The sequence below is a fragment of the Nocardioides sp. GCM10027114 genome (assembly GCF_042659625.1).
Classification (GTDB): Bacteria; Actinomycetota; Actinomycetes; order Propionibacteriales; family Nocardioidaceae; genus Nocardioides.
On the sequence record NZ_JBHSSS010000002.1, the window covers coordinates 39560 to 55735 of the forward strand.

A 16176-nucleotide genomic window follows, 5' to 3' on the forward strand; every position below is an offset into this window, starting at 1 on the left:
TCACCCCGTCGCGCCGCTGAGCGGCGAGCGAGCCCGGGCCTCGACCATCCGGCCGACCCGGTCGACCATGAGCGCCATCTCGTAGCCGACCTGGCCGAGGTCGGCGGAGTCCTGGGTCAGCACCGCGAGGTGCGAGCCGTCGCCCACGCTCATCAGCAGCAGGTAGCCGTGCTCCATCTCCACCACTGTCTGCAGCACCTGCCCGCCGTCGAACAGGCGGGCCGCGCCGACCGCGAGGCTCGCCAGGCCCGACGCGACCGCCGCCACCTGCTCAGCCCGGTCGTCGGGAAGCCCCGCGCTGGCGGCCATGAGCAGCCCGTCCGCGGAGACCAGCACGGCGTGCGCGGTGCCCGGGACGTCCTCGACGAACCGGGAGACGACCCAGTCGAGGTCGCGCTCGGCGGTCCCTTCGGGAGCCGGTTCCGTCACTGGCTGCGTCAGGTAGTCGGTCATGGGGTTCCTGCCTCCTGTCGGGGGGAGTCCGGGGCTGGGGTGCCGCTCGCGGCGAGTCGGCCGCGGGCGACGCCGGCGGAGTGGGCGGAGAGCCGGGCGCGGATCGCCTCGGGGTCGCGCCCGGGCACCGTGGCCGCGGGCGCCCTGCCGGGGCCGACACCGCCGGGCACGAGCCGGCCGCCGGGTCGGCGCATCGGCAGCCCGGCGTCGGTCAGCGGTGCGGCTGGCGCCTCCGAGGTCCGGTCTGCCGCCTCCCAGCCCGCGTCGATCTCGGGGGACGTCCAGCCCGCGGCGGACGTGCCTCCCGGGGTCAGCCAGCCGGACCGCAGCTCGCGGAAGATCGGCGAGTCGTCCAGGTCGTCGAGGTCGCCCGGCGAGTCGGGCACCCGGGTCGACGGGTCCAGCGCGTCGCGGCGGACGGGCAGGGGAGCGAGGGCGACGGGCTCCTCGACGATGGGTTCCTCGACCACCGGCTCCTCGGCCACCGGCTCCTCGACCACCGGCGGCACGACCGTGAGCGCCGCCGGCGACGTGACGGCCGCTGCGGGGACCCGCACCGGCAGGTCGGGTGCGGCCGGCGACGGGTCCGCCGGGTCCGCCGGGTCTGCCGGGTCCGGTGGTGCCGCGCCGGCCACCGGGGCCAGGGAGGGCGCCGGGGGTGCGGTCGGCGCCGCCTGTCCGGGCGACCGGCGCGACAGGCCGAGCACCGCGTCGATCGCGGCCGAGATCTGGGCGACCGACGGCTCGTCGGCGCGCGGGGCGGGGCCGGCCGGCTCCGGCTGCTGGGCCGGCTGGTGGGCCGGCCGCTCGACAGTCGGCCCCTGGACGGTGGCGTCCCGGCCGCCGTTGGCGAGCACCCGGGCCGGCAGCACCACCTTCGCGGTGGTGCCGTTGCGCTCGTTGCGCTCGAGCCGGACCGTGATGCCGTGGCGCCGGGCGAGCCGGCCGACCACGAGCAGGCCCATGCGGCGGGCGGTGTCGGGCGTGACCTGCCCGCCGGACTCGAGCTCGGCGTTGATGCTGGTGAGGTCCGCCGGCGGGATGCCCAGCCCCGCGTCGACGACCTGGACCAGGATCGACGAGCCCTCGCGGCTCGGCATCACCGTCACGGCCGCCGTCGGCGGTGAGTAGGCCAGGGCGTTGTCGACGAGCTCGGTCAGCAGGTGCACGACGTCCGCGGCGGCCGCAGCATTGATCGTGTCCTCCGGGGCGCCGAGCACCTGGACGCGCTGGTAGTCCTGCACGCCGGCGCAGGCGGCCTGCAGCGCGTCGACGACGGCCAGGCTGCCGATGCCGCCGGGACGCGGGGGAGCGTCGGCCAGCACGAGCAGGGAGTCGCCCGTCCGGCGCATGCGGGAGGCCAGGTGGTCGAGCCGGAAGAGGGCCTCGAGCCGCTCGGGGTCCTCCTCGTCCCGCTCGAGGTTCTCGATGAGGGCGAGCTGCTGGTTGACGAGGGAGGTGCTCCGGCGCGACAGCGTCACGAACATCTCACCGACCCGTGCACGGGCCTCCGCCTCGCCGGCCGCCAGCGACACCGCGCGGCGGTGGAGGTCGTCGACGGCACGGGCGAGCTGGCCCACCTCCTCGCGCGTCGTGACGTCCAGCGGGACCACCTGGCCGGGGTCCTGACCCTCCCGGATGCGGCGGATCGCCTCGGGCAGCCGCACCTCGGCCACCTCGCGGGCGCCGTCCCGCACCCGGTGGATCGGCCGCAGCAGCAGCCGCGCCACCAACAGTGCCAGCAGCACGGCGGCCAGCAGCGCGCCCAGGGTCGTGGCCGCGGTGAGCGCCGCCAGGGTCCGGGACCGGTCGGTGGCCGCGGCCAGCTCCCGGTCGACGCCCTGGAGCAGCTCCGTGGTGAGCTCGTCGTAGCCGGTGTAGGCCGCCGCGCCGCCGAGGTCCGTCCCGCCGTCGCGGGCGGTCGCGAAGTGCAGGGCGTTCTGCTGGCGCAGCCCGAGGACCGTCGGGTCCACGGTGCCGAGGTCGACGCCGAGGCGCTCGATGGCCGCGGCCTCGACACCCACCTCGGCGGCGAGCTCGGCGGAGACCGACCGGCGGTCCCCGGCCTCGGCGACCATGACCTGCTGCATCGCCAGCGAGAGCCGGCCGTCGAGGACGTGCGCGAGGGTCCGCAGCCGCGGCTCCGGCTCGATCTGCGCGTCGACGATCGAGGCGAGCAGCTGGGAGACGCCGCGGTGCAGCTGGCGCACCTGCGACACCGACTGGCCGACGCTGACGTAGGCCCGCCCGTCGCGGAGCTGGTCGCTGAGCTCGAGCAGCGAGTCGAGGCGGGCCCGCTGCCGGGTGGTCAGCGGGGCGGCCGCGCCGGCGCGCTCGAGCTCCGTGGCGGCGGCGTCGACGCGGCGGACCGCGCTGAGGCGTTCGGGGTCGTCGAGCCCCGTCGTACGCCCGACGACGGCCGCGTGCTCGGCCGCGGCGAGGTACGCCACCGCCGCTGGCAGCACCGTGACCTGGCCGGCCGTCGACGCGTGGTTGGTGGCCTGGGCCGACTCCGACATGACGCGCAGACCGCCGAGGACGGCCGCGAGGAGCATCGGGATGGTGAGCGCCAGCGCGAGCTTGCCGCGCAGCGACCACTCCGGGACCGACACGCGATTCCTGGAGAACCGAGAAAACCGAGACATGTGCACACCTGCTGTCCGCAGCAGTCGCCCGAGAGAGCGACGGATCCCGACGGGGGACCGGGTTCCTGCTTCGCAATGTAGGGGCGTGTCACCGGGGGTGTGGGGGAAACCGCGGAATCGGTCCGGACCGGTCCACCACCTGCGAGGTGTCAGCGCCGGACGTGGACGAGTGCCCGGCCGCTCCGGCCCTGCACCGTCAGCACGTCGCCGTCGAGGACCGGTCGCCACCGTCCGTCGAGCACCCGGACGACGTGGCGGTCCTGCGCCCGCAGCCCGCGCGGGCAGCGGGGCGGGGGCCGGCGGGTGGCCGGCAGCGAGCCGGCCACGACCTGGCCCGCCACGCGTTCCCAGCGGCCGGAGAGGTCACGGCAGCCGGTGGCGACCTCGAGGCTGCCGTCGCGGCGCAGCCGCATTACCACGCCGGTGCCGCGTGCCGGTGTCACCTGGGCCAGGGGGAGGCTGACCCCGCTGGTCACCAGCGTCTCGAGGCGCCAGGCGCTGCCGACGACCCCTCGCAGGGGGTCGCCCGGGATCGGGGCGAACGTCAGGCGCACGTCGTCGCCCTTCAGGGTCAGCCGGCTCTCCGTGAGCTCGGCCCGGTCGGCGGCCTGCAGGGCGAACGTGAATGCCTGCTCGACGGCGTCGACGGGGGCCGGGCAGGACCGGAGCGTCTGCCGGACGGTCCCGGTGCGGAGCACGCCCGCGGCCTCGCGGACCGGCACCCGGTACTCGTTGCAGCCGGTGGAGCCGGTGCCCACCCCGTCCGCCACCGTCATCGTCACCGGGTGCAGCGGGTCCGGGCGCCGGTCCCGCGAGCCGACCCGGACGGCCACGAGCTGCCAGTCGCCGTCGAGGAGATCGCTGTCGGCCGTCGGCGTGGCCGGCTCCCCGCCGCCGTCCGCCGGGGAGGGCGGGCGGTCCGGCCCGGTGCAGCCGGCGGCGACGAGGACGGTGCACAGGACGGCGCACAGGACGGCTGCGACCGGCGCGGTGCGGTGCGGCATCCGGCCTCCCTGCCATGGCCTCCCAGTCACGGCCTCCCTGTCACGGCCTCACTGTCCGGGCCCCGTGGGCTCACCTCGAGTCTGGGGGCTGTCGGAGGCGCCGTCTACGCTCGGGGCATGCGCCCCGTCACCGATCTCGAGCGCCGCGTCGCCCCCTTCAAGGTGGTCTCCGACTACCAGCCGTCCGGCGACCAGCCGACCGCCATCAAGGAGATCAGCGAGCGGATCCGCGCAGGGGAGAAGGACGTCGTCCTCCTCGGCGCCACCGGCACCGGCAAGACCGCCACCGTCGCGTGGGTCGCCGAGCAGGTGCAGCGGCCGATGCTCGTGATGCAGCCCAACAAGACGCTGGCGGCCCAGTTCGCCAACGAGCTGCGCCAGCTCTTCCCCGACAACGCCATCGAGTACTTCGTCTCCTACTACGACTACTACCAGCCGGAGGCGTACGTCCCGCAGACGGACACCTACATCGAGAAGGACTCCTCCATCAACGAGGAGGTCGAGCGGCTGCGCCACTCGGCGACCAACTCGCTGCTCACCCGGCGCGACGTCATCGTGGTCTCGACGGTGTCCTGCATCTACGGCCTCGGCACCCCCCAGGAGTACGTCGACCGGATGCTGAGGCTGCGCGTCGGCGAGGAGCACGACCGCGACTCGATCCTGCGCCGCCTGGTCGAGATCCAGTACACCCGCAACGACATGTCCTTCACGCGCGGCACGTTCCGCGTCCGCGGCGACACCCTCGAGATCTTCCCGGTCTACGAGGAGCACGCCGTGCGCGTCGAGTTCTTCGGCGACGAGATCGAGCGGCTGATGACGCTCCACGCCGTCACCGGCGAGGTGCTCACCGAGGACGAGGAGCTCTACGTCTTCCCGGCCACCCACTACGTCGCGGGCCCCGAGCGGATGGAGCGGGCGATCCGGGGCATCGAGGCCGAGCTCGAGGAGCAGCTCGCGAAGTTCGAGCGCGAGGGCAAGCTGCTCGAGGCGCAGCGGCTGCGGATGCGCACGACCTACGACATCGAGATGATGCGCCAGGTCGGCTCGTGCTCGGGCATCGAGAACTACTCGATGCACATCGACGGCCGCAGCCGCGGCTCTGCGCCCAACTGTCTGCTCGACTACTTCCCCGAGGACTTCCTGCTCGTCGTCGACGAGTCCCACGTCGCGGTCCCGCAGATCGGCGGGATGTACGAAGGCGACATGTCCCGCAAGCGGAACCTCGTCGAGCACGGCTTCCGGCTGCCGAGCGCGATGGACAACCGCCCGCTGAAGTGGGAGGAGTTCGTCGACCGGATCGGCCAGACCATCTACCTGTCCGCGACCCCTGGCGACTACGAGCTCGACAGGGTCAGCGTCGGCGGCGGCCCCCCTCGAGTGGTCGAGCAGATCATCCGCCCGACCGGGCTGGTCGACCCCGAGGTGGTGGTGAAGCCGACGAAGGGCCAGATCGACGACCTCATCCACGAGATCCGGACGCGCGCCGAGCGCCACGAGCGGGTGCTCGTGACGACGCTGACGAAGAAGATGTCCGAGGACCTCACCGACTACCTCCTCGACGCCGGCATCCGCACCCGCTACCTCCACTCCGAGGTCGACACCCTCAAGCGGATCGAGCTGCTGCGCGACCTGCGGCTCGGCGAGTACGACGTCCTCGTCGGCATCAACCTCCTCCGCGAGGGCCTCGACCTGCCCGAGGTGTCGCTCGTCTCGATCCTCGACGCCGACAAGGAGGGCTTCCTCCGCTCGGACAAGTCGCTCATCCAGACGATCGGCCGCGCCGCCCGCAACGTGTCGGGCCAGGTCCACATGTACGCCGACAAGATCACCCCGTCGATGGAGGCCGCCATCGACGAGACCAACCGGCGCCGGGAGAAGCAGGTCGCCTACAACAAGGCCAACGGCGTCGATCCCCAGCCGCTGCGCAAGAAGATCGCCGACATCACCGAGATGCTCGCCCGCGAGGACGAGAACACCCAGGCCCTCCTGGAGACCTGGGCCGGCACGGAGGCGAAGGGCCGCGCCGGCGGCGTCAAGGCCAAGCAGTCGGGGCAGCCGGTGCCCGCCCTCAGCAAGGCCGCCGCCGGCCAGCACGCCGCCGACCTCGCCGGGCTGCCCAGCGGCGAGCTCGCCGCGCTCATCCAGGAGCTCACCGACCAGATGAAGGCCGCCGCCGCCGAGCTGCAGTTCGAGGTCGCCGCCCGGCTCCGCGACGAGATCTCCGAGCTGAAGAAGGAGCTACGGCAGATGATGGAAGCCACGAAATGACCGACCCCGCCCGCGAGTTCCAGGTCACCTTCGACTGCGCCGACCCCGCCGCGCAGGCGGAGTTCTGGGCCGCCGCGCTCCACTACATCGTCCAGCCGCCGCCCGAGCCGTTCGGCTCGTGGGACGAGGCCCTCGAGGCCTGGGGCGTGCCGGAGGACCAGCGCAACAGCCGGTCGGCGATCGTCGACCCCGAGGGGCGGCGGCCGCGGGTCTTCTTCCAGCGGGTGCCGGAGGGCAAGACGGTCAAGAACCGCGTCCACCTCGACGTCCGGGCGGCCCACGGCACGTCCGGTGACGAGCGGCGGGAGCGGCTGGAGGCCGAGCGGGACCGGCTGGTCGCGCTCGGCGCGTCCGTTTTCCGGGTCCTCGAGCCCACTCCCATGGACGAGCTGGTCATCGTCATGCAGGACCCCGAGGGCAACGAGTTCTGCCTCGACTGAGCCGAGTGCGAGGTGATGTGGTGACCGACCCCGAGCGCACGCCCGACGGGCGCTACGTCGTCATCGACGGCCGCCGCTGGCGCGCCACGGACCCCGACATCCCCGCGGAGCGCCGTTCGGAGCTGCAGCGCGTGCTGATGGCGTGGCGGCGCGAGGTGCGCCGCACGAAGGGCACCGACGGCGAGGCGGCGGCCCGGGCCGGCGTCCAGGCGACGAAGGTGGCGCTGGGGGAGCGGGGCGAGCCCTGGTGGGAGCAGGACCCCGGGGCGCGGCGCAGGCGCTGGGAGGCCGACGTCCCCGAGCCCGGATAGGCTCGGCACGAGCGCGGCCCGTCCGGGGTGGCCGCCGGGGGAAGGAAGAGCCATGACTGGTCCCACGCCGAAGCGGACTCCGAGCGACAGGAACCCCGAGCCGGACCGCCGCGAGATGGACATGGTCGTCAACACCGCCAGCGCCGCTGCCGGGGCCGGCACCGGCACGTGGGGGATGGGCCCGCTGTTCCGGTTCCTCTCCGGCCGCAAGCGCCACAAGCTGGAGCGGCGGCTCGCCGCCGAGCACGCCGCGCAGCGGGACGCGAAGCGGGCCGGGTCCGACGACGCCTGAGTCGTCGTAGCGGGAGCCGTGGCCGGCACCGCTAGGGTCGCGCCATGACTTCGATCGACCTGGGACGCCCCGTCCAGGGTGACGTCGTGGACCTCATCCTCGACGACCACCGCCGCTTCGAGACCCTGCTGCGCGACCTCCGCGACACCAGCAGCGACCGCGACGCCGTACGCCGTGCGTTCGCGGCCCTGCACGTGGCGCACGCCGAGGCCGAGGAGAAGCACGTCTACCCGAAGCTGCGCAAGAAGCGCGCGGTCAGCGAGCACGAGGCGGAGCACGGCGAGGAGGAGCACGCCGAAGGCCACGAGGCGCTGCTCAAGGTCCTCGAGCTCAAGGGAACCGACACCCAGGCGTTCGACGACGCAGTGGAGGAGCTGGCCACCGCCGTCAACCACCACCTCACCGAGGAGGAGCTGACCATCCTCAACCCCGCCCGCGAGGAGGTCGGGGAGCAGGTCCGCGCCGAGCTCGGCGAGCAGTTCGCCACGGAGCGCAACCGCCAGATCGACGCCGACTGTGGCGCCGTCGAGAACGTCCGCCGCATCGTCGAGGCGGCCCGCCGGGAGGGCCTCCTCGACGACGAGGACGACGACGAGGACTGACAGAGCGGAGGGCCCGTGGACGTCGACGCGATGCTGGCGCACTGCCTCGCCAAGCCGGGCGCCTGGCCCGACAACCCCTGGGACCACGACCACCCGGTGGTCAAGGTCGGCCCCGGGAAGGACGGCAAGATCTTCGCCTTCCTGGGGGCCGACTCGGTCGGCGTCAAGGCCGGGGCGTCCCGCGAGGAGGCCGACGAGTGGCTGGCCCGCTACCCCGACGACGCCGGGGTGATGGCCTACATCGGCCGCTCCGGCTGGAACGACCTCGGCCTGTCCGGCGCCATCCCGGACGAGGAGCTCATCGAGGCCGTCGACGAGTCCTACCGGCTCGTGGTCTCCAGGCTCCCCGTCCGGTCGAGGCCCGCCGGCTGGGACTCCTGACCCTGCCCCCGTCGGGTGCGTAGCGGCGCCGCCAGCGCCAGCACCGCCATGCCGACGAGCAGGCCCAGCGACAACGTGGCCACCCCATCCGGCAGGGCGACACTCGTCGCGGCCAGTGGCTGCGCCGCCAGCAGAACGGCGAGCGCCAGCCCCGCGATCGGGTGCGTCACCATTCGTGGGAGACCCACGCCGGCAGCGAGCCCGACCACGAACGGCAGCTGCCACAGCAGAGTCGGCAGCACGAACTCCCACGGCGCGACGTCGACGCCGACTCCGGTCGCCCCGACGACGGCGACGACCGCAGATGTCGGAAGCAGCACGGCCCATGCCCAGGCCGCCGGCAGCAGCCGCAGCAGCACCGCGGAAACGAGGCAGAGGAGCGTCACCAGACCGATCAGGGTGACCGGCCAGGGTGCGGCGTCGAGGGTCAGCACGTCGCGCACCGCGAACCACGGTGGCGGGTACTCGAGCAGGCGGGCCGCGTCGGCGTACCGCTCGGCACCCCCGGGGAACGCCGCGGCGAGCAGCGACACCAGGGTCAGCACGACGCCGACGGCGTGCAGCGCCACAGCGCGCCCCAGCAGGAGCCGGGCCGCGACGGTCTCACCGCCGGTCGCCACGTGGCGTCGGTGGCGCGAACCCAGGGTACGACCGCCGAGCGCGAGGACGGCTCCCGCCAGCCCCGCGAGGAGCCAGGGGTCGAGGTCGCGCACGGCCGGCGCTCCGAAGAAGGCGAGGAAGGCGACCGCGACGGACCCGACCGCGGCCGCCATCGGCAGGCCGAGCCAGCGTCCTCGCGGCTCGGGCGCCGCCTCGGCCGGCTCCGGGGTCCGGCGCCGGGCGAGCCGCCAGGCGGCCGCCAGCGCGACCAGGCCGGCCAGCCCCCAGGGCCAGCGGGGCGCCTCCTCCGGGGCGTCGAGCAGCGGCGACGGCTGCGTCCGCGGGTCGACCGTGGGCTCGGGCAGCGGTCGCAGCAGCAGCGGCGACCGATCGATCGCGGCAGCGAACCTCGCGGCGATGCCTGGGTCGGCGGTGACCCGCCAGTCGACCGGCACCTCCTGACGGGCCTCGGGCTCGGGACGAGCGACCTCGAGCCACGTCACACCCGCGATCCAGGGGCGACGGGGGAGCGAGGCCACGACCTGTCGCCACCAGCTCCGCTTGACCGCCAGCTCGCTGGGACCGCCCTCCTCGGGGTTGTAGAAGATGCCGGTGGCCACCAGCATCGGGCGACCGCGCTCGAAGGCGAACCGTTCGTAGAAGGCGCGGCGCTCCCGGCGGTCGGGGTAGCCGAACGTCTCCGCGAGCCGGTCACGGAACTCGCCGCGGACCGCCAGCTCGTTGCGACCCCGGTCGGCCCTTCGGCTGCGGGACCCGGCCGGGACCTGCTCACCGAGGCGGAAGAGCGACAGCCCCACCCAGTCGACCCAGCGGTCGCCCGGGTAGTAGGGCCCGTACGGGTCGTCGCGGCCGTCGACGCGGCCGTTGCCGCTGGTGTCGGCGCGCGGGTCGTTCCGTGCCACCACGCCGGGCAGGGCGCCCTCGGCCCCAGGGTCGCGGAACGGGTAGCCCGCGCCGTAGACCGGGGACCAGACAGTCGCCGACCACTGGCCCTGCGGGTCCTGGGTGCGCAGCGCGCCCGCGAGCTCCCGGAACGCGCTGACGTAGGCGGTGGGGCTCTGGCCCCAGCGGACCCACGACCCGTTCATCTCGGACGCGAAGCGCACGAGCACCTCGAGGTCGAGCTCACGGTGGAGCCGGGCGAGATCGGTCGCCAGCGCGTCTGCGTCCGCGTCGGTGAGTCGCTCGAGCCGGACGTCGGGCTGGACGTCGAGCACCAGCACTGCTTGCTGCTCGGCGACGGGGACGGCGAAGTCCGCGAGCAGGGCGACCGCGCCGTCGTCGAGCGGATAGGGCACGGCCAGCGTGTAGAGGGAGGGTCGGAAGCCGAGTCGCGATGCGTACGCGCTGGGCGTGTCGGCGGGGTAGGGCAGGGTGGGTCCGAACCAGGCGCGCCCGCCGTCCGGGACGAGGTCTGTCCTCGCCGTCCCGGCGGCCACCGAGGGCGCCGTCCCGAGCAGGGTGGCGACCACGGCGCAGAGCACCGCCGCCACCCAGACCTGCCGCATCTGTCGTCGCACCCCCGTGCGCGCCGTCACCCGTCCTGCCGGTGACACTCGAGCAACCAGCGGTTGCGGCCGTCCACCCGGCTGTAGTCGAGGACGTCGAGAGTCGCCTTGGCCAGCGCCAGGCCGCGGCCCGACTCCGCGTCGACGCCCGGCATGAGTGCCGCGCCGAGGTCCAGGGCGGCGGGCAGCCCGTTGTCACCGAACGTGGCGACGACCTTGTGAGGCGTGACACCGACGACCAGCTGGAAGCGTCGCCACTCGTCCGGGGCCGGGCTGCGACCGGCGTCGAGCTCGTAGGCGTGCTCGACGATGTTGCCCAGGATCTCCACGACCGCGGTCTCGAACCGCATCCGGTCGGTGTCGCCCACCTCGGGGTGGCTGTGCCAGAGCTGCTCGAGGAGGCTGTGCACCAGCTCGAGGACGTCGGGCACGGCGGGCGCCAGCACCGCCAGCCGATCGGGAACGTGCTCGAGCTCCCCGAGCGTGATGTGAGCGTCAGTCATCGAACGCCTCCTCCACGCTGGGACGCGGCCGCAGCACCTTGTCGAGGTTCGTCAGCTCGAACACCGTCACCACGGCGGGAGTGGGGCGGACGATCCGCAGGTCCCCGCCGGCCTGGCGCGCCGACTTCAGCCCTGAGATCAACGCACCGAGCCCCGACGAGTCGAGGAAAGTGGTGCCCTCCATGTCGACGACGATGCGCTTGGTGCCCTGGTCGACCAGCGAGCCGAGGAGCTCCCGCAGCTGGCGGGCGGACGCCATCGTCAGCCGACCGCGGGGTTCGACGACGCCGACCCCGTCGGGACGGGTGGTGGTCTGGAACTCGATCATGCGGATCCTCCGGTCAGGAACTGGGGGTCAGTGGGCGGCCGGTCGGGCGTGGAACGGATCGGTCAGCGATTCCCGTGCGCCGTCGCCCCGGTCGAAGCCGCGGTAGCGGGCGGCGCGGATCACCACAGAGAGCACCACGAGGTCGAACACGACCCAGGCGACGTTGACGGTCGTCGCGAGGACCGTGGCCTGCCCGGCGACCATCCGCGCCGTGCCCACGACGAGGGCCAGCGCGAGCAGGGCCATCGCCCACAGCTGCGGCCTGATGAGGTGCCAGGCCGGTCCGGAGGAAGCGGACCGCACCTTCGGCGTGACGGCGAAGTCGAGGTCGCGTCCGAGGACGACGTTGCCGAACGCCGACGTCGCCGACTTGATCCACGTGGGGAAGAGCGCGAGGGAGTACTGCTGTCCGCGCCAGGTCGGACGGCCGGCGGCGACGATCAGGAAGAGCAGCTGGTTGACGAGCAGGAAGGGCACGAGCCGGACGAAGAAGTCGGAGCTGAACGCCTGTACCGGCATCACGCCGAAGCCGAGGAACAGCACGGGCGCCGCGATGTAGACGACGGCGGCGAAGCCGGACAGGTAGCTCCACATGGTGGCGAAGTACATGAGTCGTTGGGGCCAGCTCAGTCCCTTCTGCACGAGCGGGTTCTCGCGCAGCATCACCTGCATCGTGCCCTGCGCCCATCGCAGCCGCTGGGTGAGCATCGTCTGCAGGTCCTCCGGAGCGAGGCCGTGCGCGAGCACCTCGTCGTGGTAGGCCGAGCGCCAGCCGAGCGCGTGCAGTCGCATGCAGGTGGCCATGTCCTCGGTGACCGAGATCGTGGCCAGCGGCATGATCGGCTGCGCCTCGTCGGCCCGGTCGACATCGACGGCCGCGACCAGCGCCGCCACCGCCTCGATCGCACCCAGCGGCGACCACGCGCGGTGCGCGAGGTGGTCGAGCGCGACCGGGTCGACCTCGGCGAGACCGCCCACCTCGTCGAGGACGCCCAGCTCCTCGAGGTCCGCCCGGACGGAGGCGAGGTCCTGGTCGACCATGCGTCGTCGCAGCTCGGCGACATGCTGCTGGAACTCGTAGGTCACATCGAACAGGGCGTCGCCCGCGGCCAGGCGGCGTCGTGCGCGGGTCACCTGCGCGCCGAGCTCGTCGAGCGCCGAGCGCATCGCCCGGTCCTCACGGGGGGTCGCGCGCCGGGCCTGGCGCAGCACGGACCGGGCCATGCGCAGGGCCCGGTGGACGCCCACCTCCACCTCGCCGACGTAGCGCGAGACGCCGAGCTGCATCAGCGCCTCACGCCGGAGCACGGCGTTGGAACCGCAGAAGAAGGCGGCGTTCCAGCCGTCCTTGCCCTGCTGGATGGGGCCGTAGAACAGCGGGGCCTGGCTGCCGAGCGGGTCGTCCTCGGGGACGTTGACGAAGTACTGGGGCGTCTGCACCAGCGCCATGAGCGGGTCGTCGAAGTAGCCGAGCGTCCGGTCGAGGACCGCCGGGTCCGGCACCTGGTCCGCGTCCAGGATGAGCATGAACTCGCCCTCCGTGGCGAGCAGGGCGTTGTTGAGGTTGCCCGCCTTCGCGTGCCGCGGCATCCCGGCCCACTCGGCGGAGCGGGTGATCCAGCCGATGCCCTCGGCCTCGGCGGCCTCGCGCATCTCCGGCCGGTTGCCGTCGTCGAGGACCCACGTGGCGTGCGGGTAGCGGATCGCCTGGGCGGCACGGGCGGTGGCCATGACCAGCTCGACGGGCTCGTTGTACGTCGCGATGAAGACGTCGACCGTGAGCCCCTCCGGGGCCGGTGGCGGTTGGCCGCGCTCCTTGAGCCGCCACATGCCGAGGCCGAAGAGCAGCGAGTCGACGAGGCTGTAGGTCTCCACGAGCACGAGCGGGACCGCGATCCACCAGTAGTCCCAGTTGACAGAGAAGAGCCAGCGCCAGACGACGTAGTTGAGGCCGAGGACCGCGGTGGCCAGCACGACCACCCGGATGAGGAGGAGGCGTCGCGTCACGCGGCGCCGCCTGTCGGTGCTCGTCCGGGGACCCCCCGGAACACGGCGACGGCGGTGACGTCGTCGGACGCCGTGCGCGTGGCGGCCCGCTCGCGGAGTGTGGCCATCAGGGAGCCGACGTCGTCGGCGTCGGCCACCAGGGCTCCGAGCTCGTCGAGCCACCGGTCCTGGTCGTCGAGGAGGTCGAGCAGGCCGTCGCTGAAGAGGAGCAGTCGGTCGCCGGGGTCGAGGACCTCGTCGAGCTCGGTCCAGTGGTCGTCGGGGAGCACCCCGAGCGGCCGGTCCTGGCTGCTGAGCTGGTCGACGGTGCCGTCGCCTCGCACGACCAGGCAGAGGCCGAGGCCGGCGTCGACGTAGCGGAGGTAGCCGTCGTCGAGGTCGATGGCCGCCTCGAACAGCGTCACGAAGGACTCGGCCCGCTCGAGATCCGGCAGCTGCCGGCGGCCCACGTCGGTCACGGTGACGCCGAGGTCGACGCCGGCCGAGACCGCGCTGCGGGTGCTGCGCACGGTGGAGCGCATCCCGGCGCCGAGCAGGGCCGCGCCGGTGCCCTTGCCCATCACGTCGCCCAAGGTCACGTGGATGACGTCCTGCTCGAGCCCGAAGTCGTAGAAGTCGCCGCCCACCGCCAGCGACGGCAGGCAGGTCCCGTCGACCTGCCACTCGCGCGTCCTGATCGGCGCGCGGGGCAGCATCGACGCCTGGATCTGACCGGCCCTGCTCAGCTCGGTCGCCGCGACGAGCTCCTGCTGTGCCCACTCCGCGAGGTCGCGGAACGTCGCCCGCTGCGTCGCGTCGAGGGTGCGCGGCTCCAGGTCGAAGATGCACAGGGATGCGACGACGTTCCCCTGCCCGTCCCGGAGCGGGTGGCCGGCGTAGAACCGGACACCGAGCTCGCGGACCGACCCGAGCCTCGCGAAGTCGGGGTCGTTGAGGGCGTCGGGGACGAGGACGGCCTCGCCGAGGGCCTGGGTCCAGTCGCAGAAAGTGTCCCGTCGGCGCCCTGTCGTGCCCGGCGGGAAGCCGCTGGCGCGGACCGCGCACGCGCCGTCGCCCTCGAGGACGTTGATCGCTGCCAGGGGAACCTCGAAGTACGCACGCGCGAGCGACAGGATCCGGTCGAGGCGGTCGGGCTCGACCGGCGCCGGGAGGACGAGGGGGGAAGGTGGCAGCGTGACAGGCGCGTCGACCCGAGCGCCGGCGGTCATGCGGTTCCCCTATCGTCGGTGGTCTTGGTCGACGTCTTAACCTTGCCACGGGGGAGTTCCACGACAGTGGTCAACGCGCGAATCGGCCGGATGGAACGCATCACGTCGACGAGATACGCAACACATCGCCAGGAGGGCGCCCGCGTGACCGACCAGCAGACCTTCGACGGCACGAGGGCGCGGGCGCTGGTGGTCGAGGACGACCCCGGGACGGCCGAGCTGCTGGCCCTGGCTCTCCGCCAGGACCACCTGGAGGTGCACCAGACGGAGCTCGGCGAGGAGGCGCTCGGGATCTGCCGCGACCTCGACCCGGACGTCGTCACGCTCGACCTGTCGTTGCCGGACATGGACGGCGTCGAGCTGTGCCGGCGACTGCGCGAGTTCAGCGACGCCTACGTCGTCATGGTGACGGGCCGGTCCGAGGAGATCGACCGTCTGGTGGGTCTCGAGATGGGCGCCGACGAGTACCTCTCCAAGCCCGTGAACCCGCGCGAGCTGCGGGCCAGGGTGGCGGCGCTGCTCCGGCGCCCGCGTGCCGGCGCCCGGCGTCCGGAGCGCAGCGAGGTCGTCGAGCACGGTCGGCTGGTCCTGGACCTCGGCAAGCGGGAGGCACTGCTCGACGGCTCGGTACTTCCGCTCACCCCGGCCGAGCTCGACGTCCTGTCGGCGCTGGCCGCTCGTCCGGGCGAGGCGCGTCAGCGCGACGACCTGGTCCGCGACGTGTGGCAGGGGTCCTTCGAGGAGTCGGGATTCCTCGTCGACGTGCACGTCGCGAGCATCCGCCGCAAGCTGCGCCGGGCGGGGGAGCGCCACCGCTGGATCGAGACGGTCGCGGGCGACGCCTACCGCTTCAGGCAGCCTTCCTGATGACGGTCAGGCCAACCATCCGCGAGACCACCAGCGCGATGTAGAAGACGCCGGCGACCTGCTCGATCATCGCCACCGACCGGGCGTGGGCCCCTACCGGCACGACGTCGGAGAGGCCGACGCTGGTGAGCTGGGCGAACGACAGGTAGAGCAGCTCGAACCAGGTCCGGTCGGTGGTGCCGCCGGTGCCGGCGAACGAGCCCGGCTCGAGCACCTGCACACCGGCGAAGACGTAGGCGAAGCCCCAGGCGACCACGGTGAACGCGGCCGCCGTGGCGAAGAGCTCGTCCCGCGTCACCCGGTCGTCGTGGAAGAGGTACCGGATCATCGCGTAGGAGACGTAGAAGTAGAACGGTGCGTGCACGATCGCCGAGGCCAGGACGATCCAGCCGGTGTCCTGCCACACCGACTCCATGACGGTGAACCCCATCGCCAGCGGCCCGAGCACGGCGACGACGAGGGTCAGCGTGGGGGTCCGGCGGACGGCGTAGATCGCGAGCATCACGATGGCGATCTGCACCACCCCGAGGATGGCGCGGCCGGCCGTCGAGCTGTCGAGGAACGGGTAGGCCAGCACGGCCACCACCTGGGCGACCAGCAGCAGCCCGGACGGGTGGCGCCGCACGGTCGTGGGGTCCAGCGCCGGCACGGCGTGGTCGTTCACGCGATCACTCCTCCGGTCCCTCGCCTCAGGCGCATCCTAGGGCGCGCTTCCGGGTGGCACCCTTGAGCCGAGGC

General features: G+C 73.3%; 16 protein-coding genes. 7 read left to right on the forward strand and 9 right to left on the reverse strand.

Annotated elements, in window-relative coordinates; translation table 11 throughout:
- The 3 genes from ACFP2E_RS00700 to ACFP2E_RS00710 form a co-directional block, all read right to left on the reverse strand.
- Nucleotides 1–453: a roadblock/LC7 domain-containing protein gene (locus tag ACFP2E_RS00700; protein WP_378521706.1), complete on the reverse strand. Its 453-nt coding sequence runs from the start codon at nucleotides 451–453 to the stop codon at nucleotides 1–3.
- On the reverse strand, nucleotides 450–3065 hold the full coding sequence (locus ACFP2E_RS00705) for an ATP-binding protein (RefSeq protein WP_378521707.1): 2616 nt from the start codon (nucleotides 3063–3065) through the stop codon (nucleotides 450–452). Before ACFP2E_RS00705 ends, ACFP2E_RS00700 begins: the two co-directional genes overlap by 4 nt.
- 182 nt (nucleotides 3066–3247) lie before the next feature.
- Nucleotides 3248–4102 (reverse strand): META domain-containing protein, encoded by an 855-nt coding sequence (locus ACFP2E_RS00710; protein ID WP_378521708.1) that lies wholly within the window; start codon nucleotides 4100–4102, stop codon nucleotides 3248–3250.
- 117 nt (nucleotides 4103–4219) lie between these two features.
- Between ACFP2E_RS00710 and uvrB the strand changes: the two genes are divergently transcribed.
- From uvrB to ACFP2E_RS00740, 6 genes are read left to right on the forward strand one after another with little or no spacing between them, the layout of a single operon-like run.
- Nucleotides 4220–6370: an excinuclease ABC subunit UvrB gene (gene uvrB / locus ACFP2E_RS00715; RefSeq protein WP_378521709.1), complete on the forward strand. Its 2151-nt coding sequence runs from the start codon at nucleotides 4220–4222 to the stop codon at nucleotides 6368–6370.
- A complete protein-coding gene (locus ACFP2E_RS00720) occupies nucleotides 6367–6810 on the forward strand; it encodes a VOC family protein (protein ID WP_378521710.1) in 444 nt (147 codons plus the stop codon). The genes uvrB and ACFP2E_RS00720 overlap by 4 nt, the downstream gene beginning before the upstream one ends.
- 20 nt (nucleotides 6811–6830) lie before the next feature.
- Nucleotides 6831–7121 (forward strand): hypothetical protein, encoded by a 291-nt coding sequence (locus tag ACFP2E_RS00725; RefSeq protein WP_378521711.1) that lies wholly within the window; start codon nucleotides 6831–6833, stop codon nucleotides 7119–7121.
- Nucleotides 7122–7173: 52 nt separating this feature from the next.
- On the forward strand, nucleotides 7174–7413 hold the full coding sequence (locus ACFP2E_RS00730) for a hypothetical protein (protein WP_378521712.1): 240 nt from the start codon (nucleotides 7174–7176) through the stop codon (nucleotides 7411–7413).
- Nucleotides 7414–7457: 44 nt separating this feature from the next.
- The gene (locus ACFP2E_RS00735) at nucleotides 7458–8015 is read left to right on the forward strand and encodes a hemerythrin domain-containing protein (RefSeq protein WP_378521713.1); all 558 of its coding nucleotides are present in this window, start codon (nucleotides 7458–7460) and stop codon (nucleotides 8013–8015) included.
- A 15-nt stretch (nucleotides 8016–8030) separates the two neighbouring features.
- The gene (locus ACFP2E_RS00740) at nucleotides 8031–8396 is read left to right on the forward strand and encodes an MmcQ/YjbR family DNA-binding protein (protein WP_378521714.1); all 366 of its coding nucleotides are present in this window, start codon (nucleotides 8031–8033) and stop codon (nucleotides 8394–8396) included.
- On the opposite strand, the gene ACFP2E_RS00745 is transcribed toward ACFP2E_RS00740, so the two are convergent.
- Genes ACFP2E_RS00745 through ACFP2E_RS00765 form a run of 5 tightly spaced genes read right to left on the reverse strand, consistent with a single transcriptional unit; the run spans nucleotide 8336 to nucleotide 14571 of the window.
- Nucleotides 8336–10555 carry a glycosyl hydrolase gene (locus ACFP2E_RS00745; RefSeq protein WP_378521715.1) on the reverse strand — a complete coding sequence of 740 codons (2220 nt, stop codon included), beginning with the start codon at nucleotides 10553–10555 and terminating at the stop codon, nucleotides 8336–8338. The two genes, ACFP2E_RS00740 and ACFP2E_RS00745, sit on opposite strands and share 61 nt — an antisense overlap.
- Nucleotides 10552–11028, reverse strand: a complete 477-nt coding sequence (locus ACFP2E_RS00750; RefSeq protein ID WP_378521716.1) for an ATP-binding protein — start codon at nucleotides 11026–11028, stop codon at nucleotides 10552–10554. The genes ACFP2E_RS00745 and ACFP2E_RS00750 overlap by 4 nt, the downstream gene beginning before the upstream one ends.
- Nucleotides 11021–11356, reverse strand: a complete 336-nt coding sequence (locus ACFP2E_RS00755) for an STAS domain-containing protein (protein WP_378521717.1) — start codon at nucleotides 11354–11356, stop codon at nucleotides 11021–11023. Before ACFP2E_RS00755 ends, ACFP2E_RS00750 begins: the two co-directional genes overlap by 8 nt.
- 27 nt (nucleotides 11357–11383) lie before the next feature.
- Nucleotides 11384–13363, reverse strand: a complete 1980-nt coding sequence (locus ACFP2E_RS00760) for a glycosyltransferase family 2 protein (protein ID WP_378521718.1) — start codon at nucleotides 13361–13363, stop codon at nucleotides 11384–11386.
- Nucleotides 13360–14571: a PP2C family protein-serine/threonine phosphatase gene (locus ACFP2E_RS00765; RefSeq protein WP_378521719.1), complete on the reverse strand. Its 1212-nt coding sequence runs from the start codon at nucleotides 14569–14571 to the stop codon at nucleotides 13360–13362. Before ACFP2E_RS00765 ends, ACFP2E_RS00760 begins: the two co-directional genes overlap by 4 nt.
- Before the next feature lie 144 nt (nucleotides 14572–14715).
- Here ACFP2E_RS00765 and ACFP2E_RS00770 point away from each other — a divergent pair, with 144 nt between their 5' ends.
- Nucleotides 14716–15438, forward strand: a complete 723-nt coding sequence (locus ACFP2E_RS00770; protein WP_378521720.1) for a response regulator transcription factor — start codon at nucleotides 14716–14718, stop codon at nucleotides 15436–15438.
- Here the strand turns inward: ACFP2E_RS00770 and ACFP2E_RS00775 are convergent.
- The gene (locus ACFP2E_RS00775; RefSeq protein WP_378521721.1) at nucleotides 15422–16102 is read right to left on the reverse strand and encodes an ion channel; all 681 of its coding nucleotides are present in this window, start codon (nucleotides 16100–16102) and stop codon (nucleotides 15422–15424) included. The two genes, ACFP2E_RS00770 and ACFP2E_RS00775, sit on opposite strands and share 17 nt — an antisense overlap.
- Between the last annotated feature and the right edge of the window lie 74 nt (nucleotides 16103–16176).

Bases quoted from the DNA above. Each gene is read 5' to 3' on its own strand.
- ACFP2E_RS00750 (WP_378521716.1), bottom strand. From the start codon at position 11,028: ATGACTGACGCTCACATCACGCTCGGGGAGCTCGAGCACGTTCCCGAT.
- ACFP2E_RS00755 (WP_378521717.1), bottom strand. From the start codon at position 11,356: ATGATCGAGTTCCAGACCACCACCCGTCCCGACGGGGTCGGCGTCGTC.
- ACFP2E_RS00730 (WP_378521712.1), top strand. From the start codon at position 7,174: ATGACTGGTCCCACGCCGAAGCGGACTCCGAGCGACAGGAACCCCGAG.
- ACFP2E_RS00700 (WP_378521706.1), bottom strand. From the start codon at position 453: ATGACCGACTACCTGACGCAGCCAGTGACGGAACCGGCTCCCGAAGGG.
- uvrB (WP_378521709.1), top strand. From the start codon at position 4,220: ATGCGCCCCGTCACCGATCTCGAGCGCCGCGTCGCCCCCTTCAAGGTG.
- ACFP2E_RS00720 (WP_378521710.1), top strand. From the start codon at position 6,367: ATGACCGACCCCGCCCGCGAGTTCCAGGTCACCTTCGACTGCGCCGAC.
- ACFP2E_RS00765 (WP_378521719.1), bottom strand. From the start codon at position 14,571: ATGACCGCCGGCGCTCGGGTCGACGCGCCTGTCACGCTGCCACCTTCC.
- ACFP2E_RS00735 (WP_378521713.1), top strand. From the start codon at position 7,458: ATGACTTCGATCGACCTGGGACGCCCCGTCCAGGGTGACGTCGTGGAC.
- ACFP2E_RS00710 (WP_378521708.1), bottom strand. From the start codon at position 4,102: ATGCCGCACCGCACCGCGCCGGTCGCAGCCGTCCTGTGCGCCGTCCTG.